This is a genomic window from Maribacter cobaltidurans, from assembly GCF_002269385.1.
Classification (GTDB): Bacteria; Bacteroidota; Bacteroidia; order Flavobacteriales; family Flavobacteriaceae; genus Maribacter; species Maribacter cobaltidurans.
The window spans coordinates 1771848-1789575 of the sequence record NZ_CP022957.1; the positions used below are offsets into that span (position 1 = coordinate 1771848).

General features: G+C 39.9%; 17 protein-coding genes. 7 read left to right on the forward strand and 10 right to left on the reverse strand.

Translation table 11 applies throughout. The annotated features are described in order from the left end of the window. Positions 1–37: 37 nt before the first annotated feature. The 4 genes from CJ263_RS07740 (at position 38) to CJ263_RS07755 (ending at position 3224) form a co-directional block, all read left to right on the forward strand. Positions 38–784, forward strand: coding sequence for a succinate dehydrogenase/fumarate reductase iron-sulfur subunit (locus CJ263_RS07740; protein ID WP_094999156.1), 747 nt, complete (start codon positions 38–40; stop codon positions 782–784). Between the two features lie 155 nt (positions 785–939). Further along, positions 940–1329 (forward strand): very short patch repair endonuclease, encoded by a 390-nt coding sequence (locus CJ263_RS07745; RefSeq protein WP_229702385.1) that lies wholly within the window; start codon positions 940–942, stop codon positions 1327–1329. A gap of 126 nt (positions 1330–1455) precedes the next feature. Beyond that, on the forward strand, positions 1456–2001 hold the full coding sequence (locus CJ263_RS07750) for a type 1 glutamine amidotransferase domain-containing protein (protein ID WP_094996746.1): 546 nt from the start codon (positions 1456–1458) through the stop codon (positions 1999–2001). Between the two features lie 68 nt (positions 2002–2069). Further along, complete coding sequence (locus CJ263_RS07755; RefSeq protein WP_094996747.1) at positions 2070–3224, forward strand: methionine aminotransferase; 1155 nt, start codon at positions 2070–2072, stop codon at positions 3222–3224. Here the strand turns inward: CJ263_RS07755 and CJ263_RS07760 are convergent. The 10 genes from CJ263_RS07760 to trhO all read right to left on the reverse strand — a co-directional run bounded on the left by CJ263_RS07760 (position 3221) and on the right by trhO (position 15201). Further along, a complete protein-coding gene (locus CJ263_RS07760; RefSeq protein WP_094996748.1) occupies positions 3221–4369 on the reverse strand; it encodes a serine hydrolase domain-containing protein in 1149 nt (382 codons plus the stop codon). The two genes, CJ263_RS07755 and CJ263_RS07760, sit on opposite strands and share 4 nt — an antisense overlap. A gap of 30 nt (positions 4370–4399) precedes the next feature. Next, positions 4400–4918 (reverse strand): GNAT family N-acetyltransferase, encoded by a 519-nt coding sequence (locus tag CJ263_RS07765; RefSeq protein WP_094996749.1) that lies wholly within the window; start codon positions 4916–4918, stop codon positions 4400–4402. Positions 4919–4930: 12 nt separating this feature from the next. After that, positions 4931–7300, reverse strand: a complete 2370-nt coding sequence (locus CJ263_RS07770; RefSeq protein WP_094996750.1) for a S9 family peptidase — start codon at positions 7298–7300, stop codon at positions 4931–4933. 287 nt (positions 7301–7587) lie between these two features. Then, positions 7588–7956, reverse strand: coding sequence for a hypothetical protein (locus tag CJ263_RS07775; RefSeq protein ID WP_188669429.1), 369 nt, complete (start codon positions 7954–7956; stop codon positions 7588–7590). 581 nt (positions 7957–8537) lie between these two features. Continuing rightward, the gene (locus CJ263_RS07780; protein WP_094996751.1) at positions 8538–9194 is read right to left on the reverse strand and encodes a 3-oxoacid CoA-transferase subunit B; all 657 of its coding nucleotides are present in this window, start codon (positions 9192–9194) and stop codon (positions 8538–8540) included. A gap of 3 nt (positions 9195–9197) precedes the next feature. Further along, a complete protein-coding gene (locus CJ263_RS07785; RefSeq protein WP_094996752.1) occupies positions 9198–9899 on the reverse strand; it encodes a CoA transferase subunit A in 702 nt (233 codons plus the stop codon). Between the two features lie 108 nt (positions 9900–10007). Continuing rightward, complete coding sequence (locus tag CJ263_RS07790; RefSeq protein ID WP_094996753.1) at positions 10008–12350, reverse strand: penicillin-binding protein 1A; 2343 nt, start codon at positions 12348–12350, stop codon at positions 10008–10010. Positions 12351–12354: 4 nt separating this feature from the next. After that, the gene (locus CJ263_RS07795; protein WP_094996754.1) at positions 12355–12840 is read right to left on the reverse strand and encodes a gliding motility lipoprotein GldH; all 486 of its coding nucleotides are present in this window, start codon (positions 12838–12840) and stop codon (positions 12355–12357) included. Continuing rightward, positions 12833–14014, reverse strand: a complete 1182-nt coding sequence (locus tag CJ263_RS07800; RefSeq protein WP_094996755.1) for a PSP1 domain-containing protein — start codon at positions 14012–14014, stop codon at positions 12833–12835. The genes CJ263_RS07795 and CJ263_RS07800 overlap by 8 nt, the downstream gene beginning before the upstream one ends. A 155-nt stretch (positions 14015–14169) precedes the next feature. Beyond that, positions 14170–15201, reverse strand: a complete 1032-nt coding sequence (gene trhO / locus CJ263_RS07805) for an oxygen-dependent tRNA uridine(34) hydroxylase TrhO (RefSeq protein WP_094996756.1) — start codon at positions 15199–15201, stop codon at positions 14170–14172. A 334-nt stretch (positions 15202–15535) separates the two neighbouring features. On the opposite strand from trhO, the gene recA reads away from it, so the two are divergent. The 3 genes from recA (at position 15536) to CJ263_RS07820 (ending at position 17718) form a co-directional block, all read left to right on the forward strand. Then, positions 15536–16543, forward strand: a complete 1008-nt coding sequence (gene recA, locus CJ263_RS07810) for a recombinase RecA (RefSeq protein ID WP_094996757.1) — start codon at positions 15536–15538, stop codon at positions 16541–16543. 170 nt (positions 16544–16713) lie between these two features. Further along, a complete protein-coding gene (locus CJ263_RS07815; RefSeq protein WP_094996758.1) occupies positions 16714–17130 on the forward strand; it encodes a hypothetical protein in 417 nt (138 codons plus the stop codon). Positions 17131–17154: 24 nt separating this feature from the next. Next, positions 17155–17718 (forward strand): RNA polymerase sigma factor, encoded by a 564-nt coding sequence (locus CJ263_RS07820; RefSeq protein WP_094996759.1) that lies wholly within the window; start codon positions 17155–17157, stop codon positions 17716–17718. The last annotated feature ends 10 nt before the right edge of the window (positions 17719–17728 follow it).

Below are 17728 nucleotides of genomic sequence, written 5' to 3' on the forward strand. Positions count from 1 at the left end.
CCAGCAACGAACAACGAACAACCAAAACGAAATTATTATGAATCTAACATTAAAAATTTGGAGACAAAAAGGACCAAAGGATAAAGGTTCTATGGTCGATTATAAAGTTTCCGATATATCCGAACACATGTCCTTCCTAGAAATGATGGATGTCCTTAACGAACAGTTGATCAACGAGGGAAAAGAGCCTGTAGCCTTTGATCATGACTGCCGTGAGGGTATATGCGGTTCCTGTTCCATGTTCATCAATGGCGAGGCCCATGGCCCCGATAGAGGTGTTACTACCTGCCAATTGCACATGCGCATGTTCAAGGATGGTGATGTCATAACCATTGAACCCTTTAGGGCAAAGGCATTTCCCGTAATCAAGGATTTGGTTGTGGACCGTAGTTCTTTTGACCGTATACAGCATGCCGGAGGTTATATTTCGGTAAACACATCCGGTAATACCCAGGATGCCAATGCTATTCCTATTTCAAAACATGCTGCCGATGAGGCCATGGACGCGGCTACCTGTATTGGTTGTGGTGCTTGTGTTGCAAGTTGTAAAAATGCATCAGCTATGTTGTTCGTAGGTGCCAAAGTCTCACAATATGCATTATTGCCCCAAGGGCGTATTGAAGCTGTTGATAGGGTTAAAAATATGGTGGCCCAAATGGATTTGGAAGGATTTGGTAACTGTACCAATACAGGTGCATGCGAGGTAGAATGCCCTAAAGGAATTTCCTTGGAGAATATTGCACGTATGAACAGAGAATACCTTTTTGCGAATATCAAGGACTAATTATAAAGTCATAAAATATGTTTAAATCCCATTTCGAATGAAATGGGATTTTTTATTTTTAAGGGATGTCCAAAAAATATTCCGAAGAACGTATTAAGGTCCCAAGATTTAATGAGGAGTCTGGTTTTTATACCACGCCTCAACGATCGAAGATCATGAGCAAAATACGTGGCAAAAACACCAAGCCAGAAATGGCGTTCAGAAGAGCTTTATATGCTGCCGGATACAGGTATCGGGTAGATTATAAAAAATTGATAGGAAAGCCAGATATCGCCTTGAACAAATACAAAACGGTCATCTTTATCGATGGGGAATATTGGCATGGTTACAATTGGGAAGACAGAAAGCCAAAAATCCAGACCAACCGTGAATTTTGGATTGCAAAAATTGAACGTAACATGCAGCGCGACGAAGAAGTGAACGAAGCATTGGAGCAATTAGGTTATACCATCTTCAGGTTCTGGGAAAGTGAAGTAAAAAAAGAACTGGAAAAATGTCTGCAATTGGTTCTTAACCATTTGAACAAGGTCGATGACCGAAATTAAAATAAGTTCCGTTAAGACAAGCTTAACCTTTGAACCCCCCTATTTAATAAGGCATTAACGGATATTTAGCCTTTATTTCCTTATATTAAGTAGTGAAATAAAGTTTAACCTAAAAATTAAAATATAATGAAGAGGATTGCAATTTTAGCAACAAATGGATTTGAAGAAAGTGAATTAAAATCTCCAAAAGAAGCTATGGAGAAAGAAGGTTTTAAAGTAGATATCGTAAGTCCTGAAAATGGAGAAATCAAAGGTTGGGCAAATGGTAACTGGTCTAACAGTTACAAAGTTGATAGAAACCTGAATGACGTAAAGGCAGACGAATATAATGCCTTGATGCTGCCAGGCGGCGTAATAAACCCTGATACTTTGAGGAGAAACGAAGATGCCTTGATATTTGTTAGGGATTTCTTTAAAATGAAAAGGCCTGTAGCGGCCATTTGCCACGCCCCTCAGTTACTTATTAGTGCTGACGTGGTAAAAGGTAGAACCTTGACCTCCTTCCACTCAATTAAGGACGATTTAATCAACGCAGGAGCAAAATGGGTGGATAAAGAAGTTGTTGTGGATGATGGTTTTGTAACCAGTAGAAATCCTAATGACTTACCAGCCTTTAACTCCAAGTTAATCGAGGAAATTAAGGAAGGGAAACATAAAGAGCAACATGCTTAATTTTTAGTTTAGTTGTTTATTAAAGCTTGGGTTAGTACCCGGGCTTTTTTATTTCTATTTTTATAAAGATGATTTCTAATAATGTATTTGAATCCAAGCTTCCCCATGTAAAAACTACTATTTTTACTACGGTTGGAAACTTGGCCAGAAAGCATGGGGCAATTGACCTGTCCCAAGGCTTTCCAAATTTTGAGGCGGATGCTAAGCTTATTTCCTTGGTCAACCAAGCTATGGTTATGGGCCATAACCAATATGCCCCAATGCAGGGATATTATGGTTTAAGGGAGATTATTTCAGAAAAAATTGAAGCGTTGCATGGTCATCAATATCATCCGGAAACCGAAATCACAGTTACCGTTGGCGCTACCCAGGCCATCTTTACCGCCATATCCACCTTTGTGCATCCAGGTGACGAGGTAATCGTTTTTAAGCCTGCATATGACTGTTATGAACCTGCAATTGAAGCTAACGGGGGTATCCCTGTGCTCATACAAATGAGCAAGGATGGGTATGCTATTGATTGGAATCTTTTTAAGAGAAAGATTACACCTAAAACACGGATGATAGTTATTAATACGCCCCATAATCCCAGTGGGAAAATCCTTAAGGAGGAAGATTTACTTCGGTTACAGGAAATAGTAAGACCTACCAATATATTGGTATTGAGCGACGAGGTCTACGAACATATTGTTTTTGATGGAAAGGAACATCAAAGCGTTTCTAGGTTTACAGACTTGGCTGAACGAAGTTTTGTCTGTGCCTCCTTTGGCAAAACCTTCCACGTTACGGGTTGGAAAATAGGATACTGCGCCGCTCCCAAACCATTAATGGATGAATTCAGAAAAATCCACCAATTTGCCGTTTTCTGTGTGGACCATCCCGTGCAGAGAGCCTTGGTCGAATATTTAAAAAGACCGAAACACTATTTGGAACTCAATACCTTTTATCAACAAAAGCGGGATTATTTTTTAGAAAATCTAGATCCAAAAAAGTTCAGGTTTGTGCCGTCGGAAGGAACTTATTTTCAGCTATTGGACTACACGCAACTCACCCAGCAAGCTGACGAGGAATTTGCAAAAAAATTGATTTTGGAAGATAAGTTGGCCAGCATTCCCATTTCTTCTTTCAATGTAAATCATAGGGACGATAAAGTACTTCGGTTTTGTTTTGCAAAAACAGAAGATACCTTATCCAAAGCTTTGGATATTTTAAATGGTCTTTAATTCAGTGCCGCGTTTACTTTGTCCATAAACTCGCCAATTTTATTCGGTTCCAACCACCGGGTAACTACCACCATGTCATTTTCTTCGTCTATAACAATAAAATTACCTCCAAAACCAGCCGCATAATAGATGTTCTCTGATAATCCTTCCCAATGTCTATTTCCCTTTTGGTTCAACCACCACATATATCCATAATTGGCATTTGGAGTAGATGGCGTTATGGCCTGCCGAATCCAATTCTCACTTATTAGTTGTTCATTTTTCCATTTACCATTATTTAAGAATAACAGTCCAAAGCGGGCCATGTCCTCTGTGTTGATAAATAGACCTGCTCCAGAATGACCTCCACCCGTTACGGATTTCATGTTAATCCCATCGATTTCCGTCCATGCATGGTCATATCCATACCACCTCCAAGTAGTACTCGCACCAATACGGTCCATAATGTTTTCCTTTAACACCTGTGGCAAAGGTTTTCTCCAAACATGGGTCAACGCATAAGCGAGTACATTGACACGCACATCGTTGTACTCCATAAAAGTACCTGGTTCCTTAGGCTTTTCAAACTTCCAATCGTCTATGCCACCTTCACTGGGTGGACGATCCGCCCAATCCTTACCACCCCATAACGCTCCAGACCAAGCCGAATTCTGCTGTAACAAATGTTCCCAGGTAATTTTGGAATTATGTTCCCCATCAAAAGTGCCATCCCAGATATAATCCGAAGCCTTATCCTTAGTGGATTTTATCAAACCGTGGTCCACCGCCAAGCCCGCTGTAGTACTCAAAAAACTTTTGGTGACACTAAACGTCATATCCACCCGTTTTACATCGCCCCATTGGGCCACGATGTACCCATTTTTAAGTATCATTCCCGCAGGTCCGCCCCGTTTTTTGGTAGGACCTAGGATTTTATGAAAAGGTTCCTTTTCAAACCCTTTTAAAATAGCTATTCTTAAATCCCGAGAACCTGAATATTCATTCTCCATGGCAAATGTCAGTGCTTCATCGAGCTTCGCTTCATTTATCTTATACGTCTTTGGTGCCTTTTCTTCCCAGTTCGCATTCCGTTCCGGAAAGTAATAGTCCTGTGCACCAACCATAAAACTGGATAAGCATAATATTAGTATCAAGTTCCTTTTCATATATTCAAAGTTTTAATCATTTAGAAAAAATCAATCTATATCCAACCGCATTAACCAATCCGTCTGTTTATCATTACCAATGTAATAGGGATGTGTCCCGAATTTACCGAAACCATTTCTTTCATAAAATGCAATAGCATGCTCATTCTTCTCCCAGACTCCCAGCCAAATAAACTCCTTTTTATATTCACTGGCCTTACTTTTGACCCAATTCAAAATATGTTTTCCCAATTGCTTTCCCTGAAATTTGTCCAATACATAGATTCGTTCCAGCTCCATGCTATCTTCACGCTTTATATCAGTTTGGGCATCGTTTAAGTTAAGCTTAAAGTAAGCAGCTAACTCCCCATTCAAATAAACAAAGTAAAAATGCATATTGGGGTTTGCCATTTCCTCACACAGCCTTTTCTTGGAGAAAGCTTGATCCAAATATGTCTTAAAATCCTCGGGGTTATTTTGTTTCTCAAAAGCAGACCGGAAGGTAGATTTTGAGACCTCCACCAATATCTCCAAATGTAATGCTTCAGAGGGTACAAACTCCAAATTCATTTGTCCTACTGTTTAGTCCGTCAGCGTTTCCTCAAAGAGCTTAAAGATGCGTTTGTATTCATCCGTCCAACTGCTCGGTTCTACAAAACCATGACGTTCTACGGGATACACCGCCATTTCCCAATTCTCCTTACCCAGCTCGATTAATCGCTGCGACAAACGTACCATATCCTGAAAATGCACATTATCGTCTACCATTCCATGAAGAATGAGAAGTTGGCCTTCCAAACCTTCGGCAAAATAGATAGGAGAACTACGTTTATAAGCCAAACTGTCCTGCACAGGCGTATTCAAAATATGGGCCGTATAGCCATGATTATAGGCCGCCCAATCCCCCACAGAACGAATGGCCGCACCCGCACTAAAGGTTTCGGGTGCATTGAACATACCCATTAGAGTGATAAACCCTCCATAAGAACCTCCGTATATCCCAATTTTATTTGAATCCACACCATAATTCTCCACCAGATATTTGGCACCATCTACCTGATCTGATAGATCCTTGCCACCCATGTGACGGTAGATCCCCGTACGCCAGTCCCTACCGTAACCGGCACTTCCACGATAGTCAATATCCAATACGGTATATCCATTATCCACCAATAAATTGTGAAACATATATTCCCGGTAATAAGAGCTCCACCACTTATGTGCATTTTGTAAATAGCCTGCACCGTGCACAAAAATCACTGCTGCATTATTCTTTACGTCCTTATCCGGGGTGTAAAGCCTCGCATGAACATTGGCCCCATCAGCGGCTGAAAAAGTAATGATTTCAGGGTCCTTCCATGAGTAGGCATTAAAGGCTTCCGTATTGGATTCGGTGATTTTCACGGGGTCGCCGCTTTTTCCATACACGGGATTTTTCTGTACATAAAGTTCTGTGGGCTTGTTTGAATACGAATAAAGGATGGCCATTTGTTTTTCATCCGGCGACAGCGTTACATCGTTTCTCCCTTCCCACTGGGTCAATTGTTGCATTTTACCTCCTTTTAACGGCATCGTATAAAATTGACGGTCCCCTGGATGATTTTTGTTCGCCGTAAAATACCAGCGTTTTTTATCCTTGGAAATAAAGGGGTCGTAAATCTCAAAATCGCCGGAAGTCAAAGTCTTTTTGTTTTTTCCATCCATATCCATAGTATATAGATGGGCATATCCTGTTTTTTCGGATTTATACCAAATACTTTTCCCATCGGGCATCCAGCCTAAATCTCCTCCGTTGAACCACCCTGTGATTCCTGGACCGGCAATCCAAGCTTCATCATGTTGACGGTCTAGTTGGGTAATAGTTCCGGTTTTGGCATCCAACAATACAATCCATCTATTTTTATAATTACTGGCCTGTATGTCCAAAATGGCCTTATTGCCATTAGGATGCCAAGTTGGGCTTCCTATCCTACCTATTGGATTTTTATTTTCATAGGTTTTATCAGGATAATCCTTCATGAATTCCGGAACATCGTTCAACCCTTCCAAGCTATCCAATACAACCGGATAGTTTGTGTGCGCTTTAGTATCATACACGAACATTTCGTAGGTGGGAAGTTCGTCACCTACCTTTGTTCTGGTCGTTTGCTCTTCAGTATAGCCCGATTCCGTAACAAAATGGGGCACCATGGTTCTTTTATTTTTTGGCATGTCCATCAGTACATAGGTCACAAACCGACCGTTTGGACTAACCGTCTGATTGATTACTTGCTTACCGCCTATTTCTAAAGGCAACGGCTCAAGGTCATCCATTTTTTTACTGATGCTTTCTCCCAAGTCCTTCTTTTCCTTCCTTTCACGAAGTACTCCAAAAAGCTCTAGCTGATCCTGATAAAGCCATTCATCTTTATTGCTTCTTTTTGGCTCTTCCCCAATCTTTTCAACAAAATCTGTTATTTGTTCCAGTGTACCATTGGCCAAATCCCAAGTATAAATGTTCTCACCATTGACAAATGCAACTTTTTTTCCATCATCGGTAAAATGAGGATTGGACTCTCTTTCCTTGGTATTCGTAATGGCCAGTATTTTAGAGGTAGACTTATCCAAAATAAATATATCCCCATTATTGGAATAAACCGCTTTATCTTGGGATGGGTGGTCTATTCTTCTGTTGGATGGGAGTGCTATAGCGTCCAAATAATCCACCTTCTTGATATCATTTTTATTTAGATCATAACGGTAAAGGGAATCGCTAAATGCCATATCCGGATTCCAATCAAAATAGATTGAGGAATGATCTGTTCCCCAAAAAACATTGGAAGGTCTATGACCAATAAAATCATCGCCCTTCATAATATCTTCAATCTTCAATTTCGAAATATTGGTCTCTTGTGCAGAAACTATATTGATGATCAACAAACAAAAAACGGCGTATACAAAATGTATCTTCATAAAAAATATATTAATTGGAAATAGCTACTTCCTCAGAAGAATATAAAAATAGGGATATTTAGAGGGAATTTCCTTCTGTTAATGGAAATAAAAAAGGAGCAAATCTCTTTGCTCCTTCCTTGGATTTTTAGTGTTCCTCCTTAAAAGGAAAAAAGCTTCTTTATAAGCCTCATAAAACCCTTCGTAAAAATGGCAACTTCAGATTTAGGTTTTTCCATAAGAACAGGTTTGTATTTGTATAAACTTTGAAACATAAGTAGGTTAAGTTTTTTTGTATTTGTACTAATTCAATTTTGTCTTATCGCAAAGGGTTTCCCAGATAGATAGGTAAGGTAGGTAATGCTATCTTCCTCTATCATTTGCACCCTATCCTCAGGAAAGTCAGTCCCGGGATATGAAATGGTATAAATATTTCCATCAATGGTCCATTTAAAATCCGTTAAATAAGTGACCTCATCATTCCGGTAACCATGGAATCTTCCCAGGTATACATCATTGAAAATCCATTCCTCCTTATCTATTACCATTTTATTATTATTCATGGCCGATTTAACATCATTCTTCCAAATTCCAATTACAGGGTCATTATTTTCCTCGATCTTGGAACAGGAAACCAATAACAACAGCAGCAAAAGGGAACTAAACAGAGATTTCATAAATAGGTTAAGTTTAGGGTGATTTGGGATTCACTTTTTAACTTCAAATCAAAAATATGTAATCTTTTTCTTACATTTTTATTTTTGTGGCAAAATCTATTTTCATTGTGGTGTAATCAGTTAAAATTGTTATTTACGATTATTTGGCACCTCTGTCTATAATTGTACAAAGGTTGGCTAGAAGCAGTCCTTATTTTCGTTTTAAGTACTTAATTGAAAAGCTATGTAGTCCCAAAAACTTATAGCAGAGGTTATTAAACAAAAAAGAGCAACCTGGGGAAAGTTGCTCTTTTCTTTTTTTAATTTTTTGACTTAAAGCATGAAAAGCTTTTTGGTCAAACGTACAATACCACTTAGAAAATCGTTGTGATAGACTTGTACTTTTTCCTCTTGAGGAACGTAATTTTGGGACTCCATTTTGGGTTAAATTTTGTGGTTACTTTGGGTTTATTATCGATTTTGTAAATATAATTACAAAGGCAACTTAATCCCGAATATTTGTTGTGAAGCTATTCAAGATCGTTGTGAATTATCATAGAGGATTCCATTCATCGATAAAACATAACTCTAGCAAGAAACCCCTAATCCACTTTCATTTCAGGGACCTGCCCGTTGATAATTAAATTGCCCTCTGTTGCGGCCTTGATTTCATCTACGCTTACCCTGGGTGCTCTTTCCAATAAAATAAAGCCCTCCGGCCCTACTTCCAAAACGGCCAAATTGGTAACTATCTTCTTTACACATTTTACCCCAGTAAGGGGAAGCGAACATGCTTTAAGCAATTTAGACTCTCCTGCCCTGTTGGTATGCATCATCGCTACGATAATATGTTCTGCGGAAGAAACCAGATCCATGGCACCACCCATACCCTTGACCATTTTGCCCGGAATTTTCCAATTGGCAATATCACCGTTTTCCGCAACCTCCATAGCTCCTAATATGGTTAAGTCCACATGTTGTCCGCGAATCATTGAAAAACTTGTGGCAGAATCAAAAAAGGAAGCCCCTGGAAGGGTGGTTATGGTTTGCTTTCCGGCATTGATGACATCGGCATCTTCATCGCCCTCATAGGGAAACGGACCCATTCCCAAAACTCCATTCTCACTTTGGAACTCAACACTGATATCATCCCTAACAAAATTGGCCACCAATGTAGGAATTCCAATTCCTAGGTTTACATAATAGCCGTCCTTTACCTCTTTTGCAATTCGTTTTGCGATTCCGTTCTTATCCAACATCTTTTAGTCTCTTTTTCTTACGGTTCGTTGTTCAATTCGTTTCTCATACCCTTTTCCCTGAAAGATTCGTTGGACAAAAATTCCGGGAACATGGATTTGATTGGGGTCCAGAGATCCTGCAGGTAGCAATTCCTCTACCTCGGCTACGGTTATCTTTGCCGCTCCGCACATGCAAGGGTTAAAATTCCGTGCCGTCCCCTTGAAAATTAAATTCCCTGCTTCATCCCCTTTCCAAGCTTTGACGAATGCAAAATCGGCTTTAAAAGCCTCCTCCAAAACATACATCTTGCCATTGAATTCCCTGGTCTCCTTCCCCTCTGCAACCTCAGTTCCATACCCAGCAGGCGTATAAAATGCTGGGAAGCCTCCTTGCGCCGCCCGACATTTTTCGGCCAAGGTCCCCTGTGGCGTTAGCTCAACCTCAAGTTCCCCACTTAACATTTGCCGTTCAAATTCATCATTCTCTCCTACATAGGACGAAATCATTTTTTTGATCTGATGTTTTTGAAGTAAAAGTCCCAGGCCAAAGTCGTCTACTCCCGCATTATTGGAGATACAGGTAATGCTTTTTATACCCAATCGTACCAATTCAGCAATGGCCATTTCCGGAATTCCACAAAGGCCAAATCCCCCTAACATAAAGGTCATTCCATCCTTTACCCCTTTAAGGGCCTCTTCAACATTAGATACCGTTTTCCTGATCATAATATGCTTTACATGTTATATTACTAAAATAAGGCTTTTAAATTGAAAAAATAAAAAAGCCCCAGTCATTCCCGGGGCTTTTTTAAAAATTAAATAATTGATTTCTTGTTAAAAATCCAAATCGTCCAAGTCGTTCTCAATATCAGTATCTTGCGGCTTATCTTCCTCAAATTTGGCACAATCTGTTATAATGGACATATTTTCAGGTTCTTCAAAATCTTCTTTGGAAATGCCTAAATCCTCATTCGCATAATTCTTTTTCATGTATAACCCCCAAATAGGCAAGGCCATGGAAGCTCCCTGTCCGTATAAAACATTATCAAAATGGATAGATCGTTCCTCACCACCTACCCAAACACCAGTAACCAAATTAGGCACCATTCCCATAAACCAGCCATCACTATTGTTTTGTGTAGTCCCGGTTTTACCCGCAATAGGATTGGTAAATTCGTATGGATAGCCAGTGATAATTTCTTTGTAAACAGTATTGTTCTTGGCTCCACTATGCCTTAACCTCGCACCTGAGCCACTTTGTGTTACCCCCTTCATTAAATCGATCATGGCATAGGAAACATCCTTGCCCAAAACATCCTTGGTTTCCGGAACATATTCGTACAACACCGTTCCATTCTTATCCTCAATTCTTGTTACCATTACAGGTTTTACGTAAACGCCCTGATTTGCAAACGCACCATAAGCTCCTACCATATCATATACATTGGCATCCAAGGTTCCCAAAGCAATGGAGGGCACCTCTGGAATATCTCCAGAAATTCCTAAATTCTTGGCTATGGTCACTACGGATTTAGGTCCCACTTTGTCTATCAATTGTGCGGTTATGGTATTAACTGAATTGGCCAAAGCATATTTCAAAGTCATTTCTTCCCCGGTAAATTTATAATTAGAATTTCTTGGACCCCAAGCTTCCATATTCCCATGTTTTCCAGCTTCAATCCAATATTCTGTGTCCGGCAATTTATCACAGGGGGAAAGTCTCAACTGGTCAATGGCCGCCGCATAAACGAAAGGTTTAAAGGTAGACCCTACTTGTCTGGTTCCTTGAATTACATTGTCATACTGAAAATGTTTGTAATTGATGCCACCTACCCAAGCCTTTACATGTCCAGTTTGTGGCTCCATAGACATCATGCCCGCCCTTAAAAAAGTTTTATAATATCGGATGGAGTCCAGAGGTGTCATTATGGTATCCTTTTCCCGGGTATCACTTTTCCAATCGAAGACCGTCATCTCCGTCTTTTTGGTGAAGGAATTTCTAATATCTTCTTCCGATTTACCCGCCGCTTTCATTTCTCTCCATCGGTCCGAGTTTTTCATAGCTCGTTCCATAATTCGGTCGGTCTCCTCTGGTGTCAAATCCAAGAAAGGAGTGGTTGGGTTCTTGTCCGGTGTATTTTGATTAAAGAATTCCGCCTGTAAATTCGCCATATGCTCGTATACCGCCTCTTCCGCATTGGCTTGCATTTTGGAATCTATGGTAGTATATATTTTTAGGCCATCCAAATAGATGTTCCATTTGTCCCGTTCTCCAGGTAAGGCAGGTTTTGGATTTTTATCGATCCAATTCTTCATGAAACGCTGCAAATACATTCTAAAATAAGTGGCCAGCCCTTCACGGTGGTTCTCCGGATTGTAATTGATATCCATTTTCAACGCCTGCAGTGAATCTTTCTCCTGTTCGGTTATATAGTCATACTTGGCCATCTGGGCCAGTACAACATTTCTTCGCGTTTTAACCATTTCCTCCCTTCGAAGGGGATTAAATAAAGACGAGTTTTTGAACATACCCACCAACATAGCGGATTCCTCAATCTTTAAATCTTTGGGTTCCTTGCCAAAATAAATCCGGGCCGCAGAGCGGATACCATCTGCATTATTCCCAAAATCATAAATATTAAAATACATACTGATGATTTCCTCCTTGGTATAGCTACGTTCCAACCTTATCGCCAAGACCCACTCCTTTACTTTTTGCTTTAAGGCGTCCAACTTACTTCTAGACCGTACCCCTACAAAAAGCTGTCTAGCCAACTGTTGACTTATCGTACTGGCTCCACCCCTAGTGCCCAAAAAGAAAAATGCCCTTACCGTTCCCCTAAAATCAATTCCTGAATGGTCTTGAAAGCGAGCATCTTCGGTAGCTACCAAGGCGTTTACCAGGTTTTCCGGAAGATCTTCATATTTTACATCCGTACGGTTATCATCCAAATAAAACTTTCCCAATAAATCCCCATCGGATGAGATAATCTGAGAGGCCAAGTTGGTTTGCGGGTTTTCCAAATACTCATAAGGAGGCAATTCTCCAAAAAGTCCCCATGAAGCAGAAAGAAATATAAGTGCGACGATGGATACTCCGGAAACAAATAAGATCCAGAACCATTTGATGTATTTGGAAAAGCCAGGATTGCTTTTCTTTTTTACTGCTTTTGCCATTAGCTTAGGGATTACTTTTTGTTATTTCCAATCCTACATCGGTAATACCTTCCAATGCCATGATGCCCTGTATATTACCGTTTTTTCGCATTGCATGCGAAACTTCTAATGTATATACGCCAGAAGTCGGAAAAACGATGTTTTCCTTATACCATAATTTATTCTCCTTTAAACTTCCTGTCCCTTTACCCAACCAGGTACCATCCGGCAGTGCCATGTCATACTCCAAGGTATCCTGTAATACTTCTCCCTCTGGAGTGTTTAGTGAAGTTATTAAGTACAGGTTGCTATACGGAAAGTTATTATCGTTTCTAACGTTAATGTACATGTTGTATTCCTGTACGGTATCTGTTTCCGAAAAACTGAACTCCAAAACATCGTCCTTGTTCCAAACAGCACCAGGCAAGCTTTTATATTCCGTAGTTACCACATTGGTATTACATGAAGAAAGCAAGATAAAGGCAAACCCAAAAAAAAGATAATTACGCATTGTTTTTGCTCCTATTTGGTTTTCTGTTTTTACTCGTGTTCTTTTTTCTATTGCGGTTCCTGTTTCTTTTGGATTTCTTCTTTGGCCTATCAAAACGGGTAAGGCTATCTTGACCGACTGTATTTTCAAAAACTACTTTATCCTCGACAATATTGTCCACGGCATAAATTTCCAGACTGGGAACCTTGTCTTTTCTCTTGTTTTTTTCAAGGATTTCATTTACTTGGTCTTTTGACAAAACATGCCAATTGGAGGGGTCATCTTTATAGGAAAACCATAGAAGCTCCTTGAAAATATCCGTTTTCTGGCAGAATGCTATTCCCTTTTCCGTAAAGAGCTTGGTGTCCTGTGCAGGAAAATCTTTAAGGGCGTCCAAATAAACATCCAATTCGTAGTTGAGGCAACATTTTAATTTTCCACATTGCCCCGCCAATTTTTGAGGGTTCAGGGAAAGCTGCTGGTAGCGTGCCGCCGAGGTACTTACGGACCTAAAATCCGTTAACCATGTAGAACAACATAATTCCCTTCCACAAGAACCGATACCTCCCAAACGCTGAGCTTCCTGTCTGTAGCCAATCTGCCGCATTTCTATTCGTATTCCGAAGGCCTTGGCCATGTCCTTTATAAGTTGTCGAAAATCTACCCGGTCTTCGGCTGTGTAGTAAAAAGTGGCCTTGGAACCATCGCCCTGGAACTCCACATCCGAAATTTTCATCTGAAGTTTTAAAATAATGGCGATTTCCCTTGACCTTTTTTTTATTTCTTCTTCCCTGTTCCTACATTTTTGCCAGATGTCGATATCCTTCTGTGTAGCCTTCCTATATATTTTAGGTAGCTCTTCTTTGGAAGGGTCTATTTTTTTTCGCTTCATCTGTACGCGAACAAGCTCACCTGAAAGCGTAACCATACCAATGTCATGGCCGGACTGTGCCTGAGTAGCCACGACATCCCCAATGGAAAGGGTTAGATTATCCGTATTTTTAAAGTATTCCTTTCTACTGTTCTTAAAGCGGACTTCAACATACTCAAAAGGCCTTTCCCCATTGGGGAGCGACATATTTGAAAGCCAATCAAAAACAGTTAATTTATTGCAACCATCTGTACCGCAAGTACCGTTATTCTTGCATCCCTTTGGTTGTCCATCCTTACCGGTAGAACAACTACTACAACCCATATTTTATATATTGATTTGAACAAATCCCAAACGGATTCCTCAAACTAGGTTCATAAAAAATCTTCTTGTAAAGATAATGAAATAATATGCGAAAAAAAGAGGGGCCTTTTCGCATTTGTAGATGAAACATCCAAATTTTCGATTACACAATATCCTTATTTCTTGAACTTAAGCACTTCTGACCTTCCCTTTTTAAAGATTTTATTGCTCACCACCTTACCTTTTCTAAGTGCCTTTTGTTCTTCATAGGGCAGGGCATGTATTTCCATACAGTGTTCCGAGCAGCAATTGTTCATTTTCTGGGCGCATTTTTTACATTGAATGAACAACAAATGACAGGCCTCATTAGCGCAGTTCACATGATCATCACAGGGCTCCCCACATTGGTGGCATTGGGATATAATGTCATTACTGATACGCTCCCCCCGACGGTGATCAAAAACAAAGTTCTTGCCAACAAATTTGTTCTCTAGCTTCTTTTGTTCTACCTGTCTTGCATATTCAATAATACCACCTTCCAACTGAAAAACCTGCTTAAATCCTTTATGTTTATAATAGGCGCTTGCCTTTTCGCAACGAATACCCCCTGTACAATACATGACCAGTTTCTTGTCCTCTTTATGGTCTTGCAAGTCCTTTTCAATGATGTCCAGGGAATCCCTAAACGTATCCACATCAGGGGTTACTGCATTCTTAAAATGCCCTATTTCGCTTTCATAGTGGTTTCTCATGTCTACCAACACCGTGTCCGGGTCCTCGATCAATTCATTGAATTTCTCGGCATCCACATGGACTCCTTTATTGGTTACGTCAAAAGTGTTATCATTAAGACCGTCGGCCAAGATTTTATGACGCACCTTAACCTTCAATTTCAAGAAGGACATATTATCTTGTTCTATAGCTATGTTCAACCGAACATTTTTCAAAAAAGTAATACTGTCCAAGAAATCCTTGAACTGTTGAAAATTTTCCGCGGGAACGGACAACTGGGCATTGATTCCCTCATGGGCCACATAAATACGTCCCAATACGTCCAATTCGTTCCAATGAATAAACAAATGATTTCTAAATATGGCAGGATTGCCAATGTGTGCATATTGATAGAAAGATATGGTCAGGCGCTCCTGACCGGCCTCTTCAATAAGGGCTGCTCTTTCCTTTGCACTTAAGGTATTGTACAGTTGCATGCTATACTAATATTTTAAGTTAACAAGTTTTGAGCGGCAAAGATATAAAATCCTAAAGTAACGTTCGAGGGAGTGCTATTTCAAAAAAAAGTCCCGATAATTCGGGACTTTTTGTTCGGCCATTCCTGCTTTCCTCTTCACAGCATTAGTTGAGTTAGTTTATATACAAGGAATTGGCCATTAAAACCAATAACACTAAAAACAATGGACAAATCCTTAATTTACCCGTATGTTTTTTAATAGATATAAAAAGGTGAAAATGGTTGCGTAATAAAAGTGAATATTCTTTTTTAAGAAAAGAAACACTAATTTAGCGATCCTAAAAAACACAGAAATGAGTTCTGAAAAAGAAGCCAAATTAAAAGCCCTAAAACTAACCCTTGACAAACTGGACAAAACCTATGGAAAAGGTGCAGTAATGAAGATGGGAGATAGCGTTGTTGAAGATGTAGAAGTTATTCCATCAGGATCTTTAGGCCTGGATATTGCATTGGGAGTTGGCGGATATCCAAGAGGACGTGTCATAGAGATTTACGGACCGGAATCCTCTGGTAAAACAACGCTTACTTTACATGCAATTGCAGAAGCCCAAAAAAAGGGAGGTATCGCCGCCTTTATTGATGCAGAACATGCTTTTGACCGCTTTTATGCCCAGAAATTGGGTGTCGATATAGATAATTTAATTATTTCCCAACCAGACAATGGGGAACAAGCTTTGGAAATAGCGGACAACCTGATTCGTTCAGGGGCAATTGACATAGTCATTATCGATTCTGTTGCCGCACTCACCCCTAAAAGTGAAATTGAAGGCGAAATGGGGGATTCCAAAATGGGTCTGCATGCCCGTTTGATGTCCCAAGCACTCAGGAAACTAACAAGTTCCATAAGTAAAACACATTGTACCGTAATTTTCATCAACCAATTGCGTGAAAAAATCGGGGTTATGTTCGGGAACCCGGAAACAACTACCGGAGGTAACGCCCTTAAGTTTTACGCTTCCGTTCGTTTGGACATTAGACGTTCCACCCAAATAAAGGATACGGACGGTAACGTTCAAGGTAACAAAACCCGTGTAAAGGTGGTCAAAAACAAAGTGGCCCCACCATTTAGGACCACAGAGTTTGATATTATGTACGGGGAGGGAATCTCCAAAGTGGGAGAAATTATTGATCTTGGGGTTGAATATGAAATCATTAAAAAGAGTGGTTCCTGGTTCAGCTACGGGGACACCAAACTAGGGCAAGGAAGGGATGCGGTAAAAACGCTCTTACTGGACAACCCGGAATTATTGGAAGAACTTGATGGAAAAATACGGGATGCCATCAACGCGGTCAATAAATAGACTAGGTCTATTTAAATGCCGTTAGTTTCAAAGAAGGTGTTTCGTTCGAATACAAAATATATTCCCATCCAGTCCCTTGAACGAGTAAAACATCTCCACCCCTAAAAAATAGGGTTAAAACGCAACCATTAGAGTACATTTTCATCTTTCTTATAAAAGAGATTGTAAGGATGATAAAGAAATATACCCTAGTGGTTGCTTTATTTACTTTTATATTAGGAGGCTGTTCCCTTGAAGAAGATGAAACCAACTTCTATTTCACGTCATTACCCATTGAAAGTGTGGAATTGCCGGAGTCGTTCAATCTTAACGAAACGTATAAGATAAACGTGACCTATTCTATACCGGATGGATGTACCCAATATGAAGGATTTGATGTGACCAAAGAAGACATTACGGTAAGAAATGTGGTTGCCGTAGGTGTTGCAATGACAGATTTGGTATCTTGTACCCAAGTGGTAACCCAAGAGGAAGCTTCGTTCAATTTTATAGTAAAGTACGACCAGCCTTACACCTTTAGATTTTATCAAGGGGAAAATAGCGAAGGCGAACCGGAGTTTTTAGAATTGGTAGTGCCCGTGAACTAGATGCAAAAAACATAACCAACAGATTTGTTGCTGGAAGAACTGGTAGATAGATGTAAAAAGGGCGATCGAAAGGCCCAAGAACAACTGTATAAGCAATATGCAGGGGTTCTATTTGGTATTTGCTTAAAATATTCCCGTAATAAAACTGAAGCAGAGGACAACCTACATGATAGCTTTATGACCATTTTTGAGAAAATTGGTCAATACAAGTCCAAGGGGTCTTTTGAAGGTTGGATCAAAAGAATTACCATTAACACTGTATTACAGAAATATAGACGGGAAGAGTATTTAAGCTTGGTCAACGAAAATACCCCGGAGGAAGTGACCTTGGAATCCGATTATTCGGATATTGGACTCCAAACATTATTGGGGTATATACAAGAATTACCCAATAAATATAGGGCAACCTTTAACCTGTACGTGTTGGACGGTTACAGCCATAATGAAATTAGTGAGTTACTGGGTACTTCCGTTGGAACCTCCAAATCCAATCTTGCACGTGCAAGAATGTTGTTAAGGGAAAAAATTGAAAGTAAAATATCTCAATCCATTATTGGGTTGATGATCGTAATAGGAAATTGTTTATGATCCCGTTGGG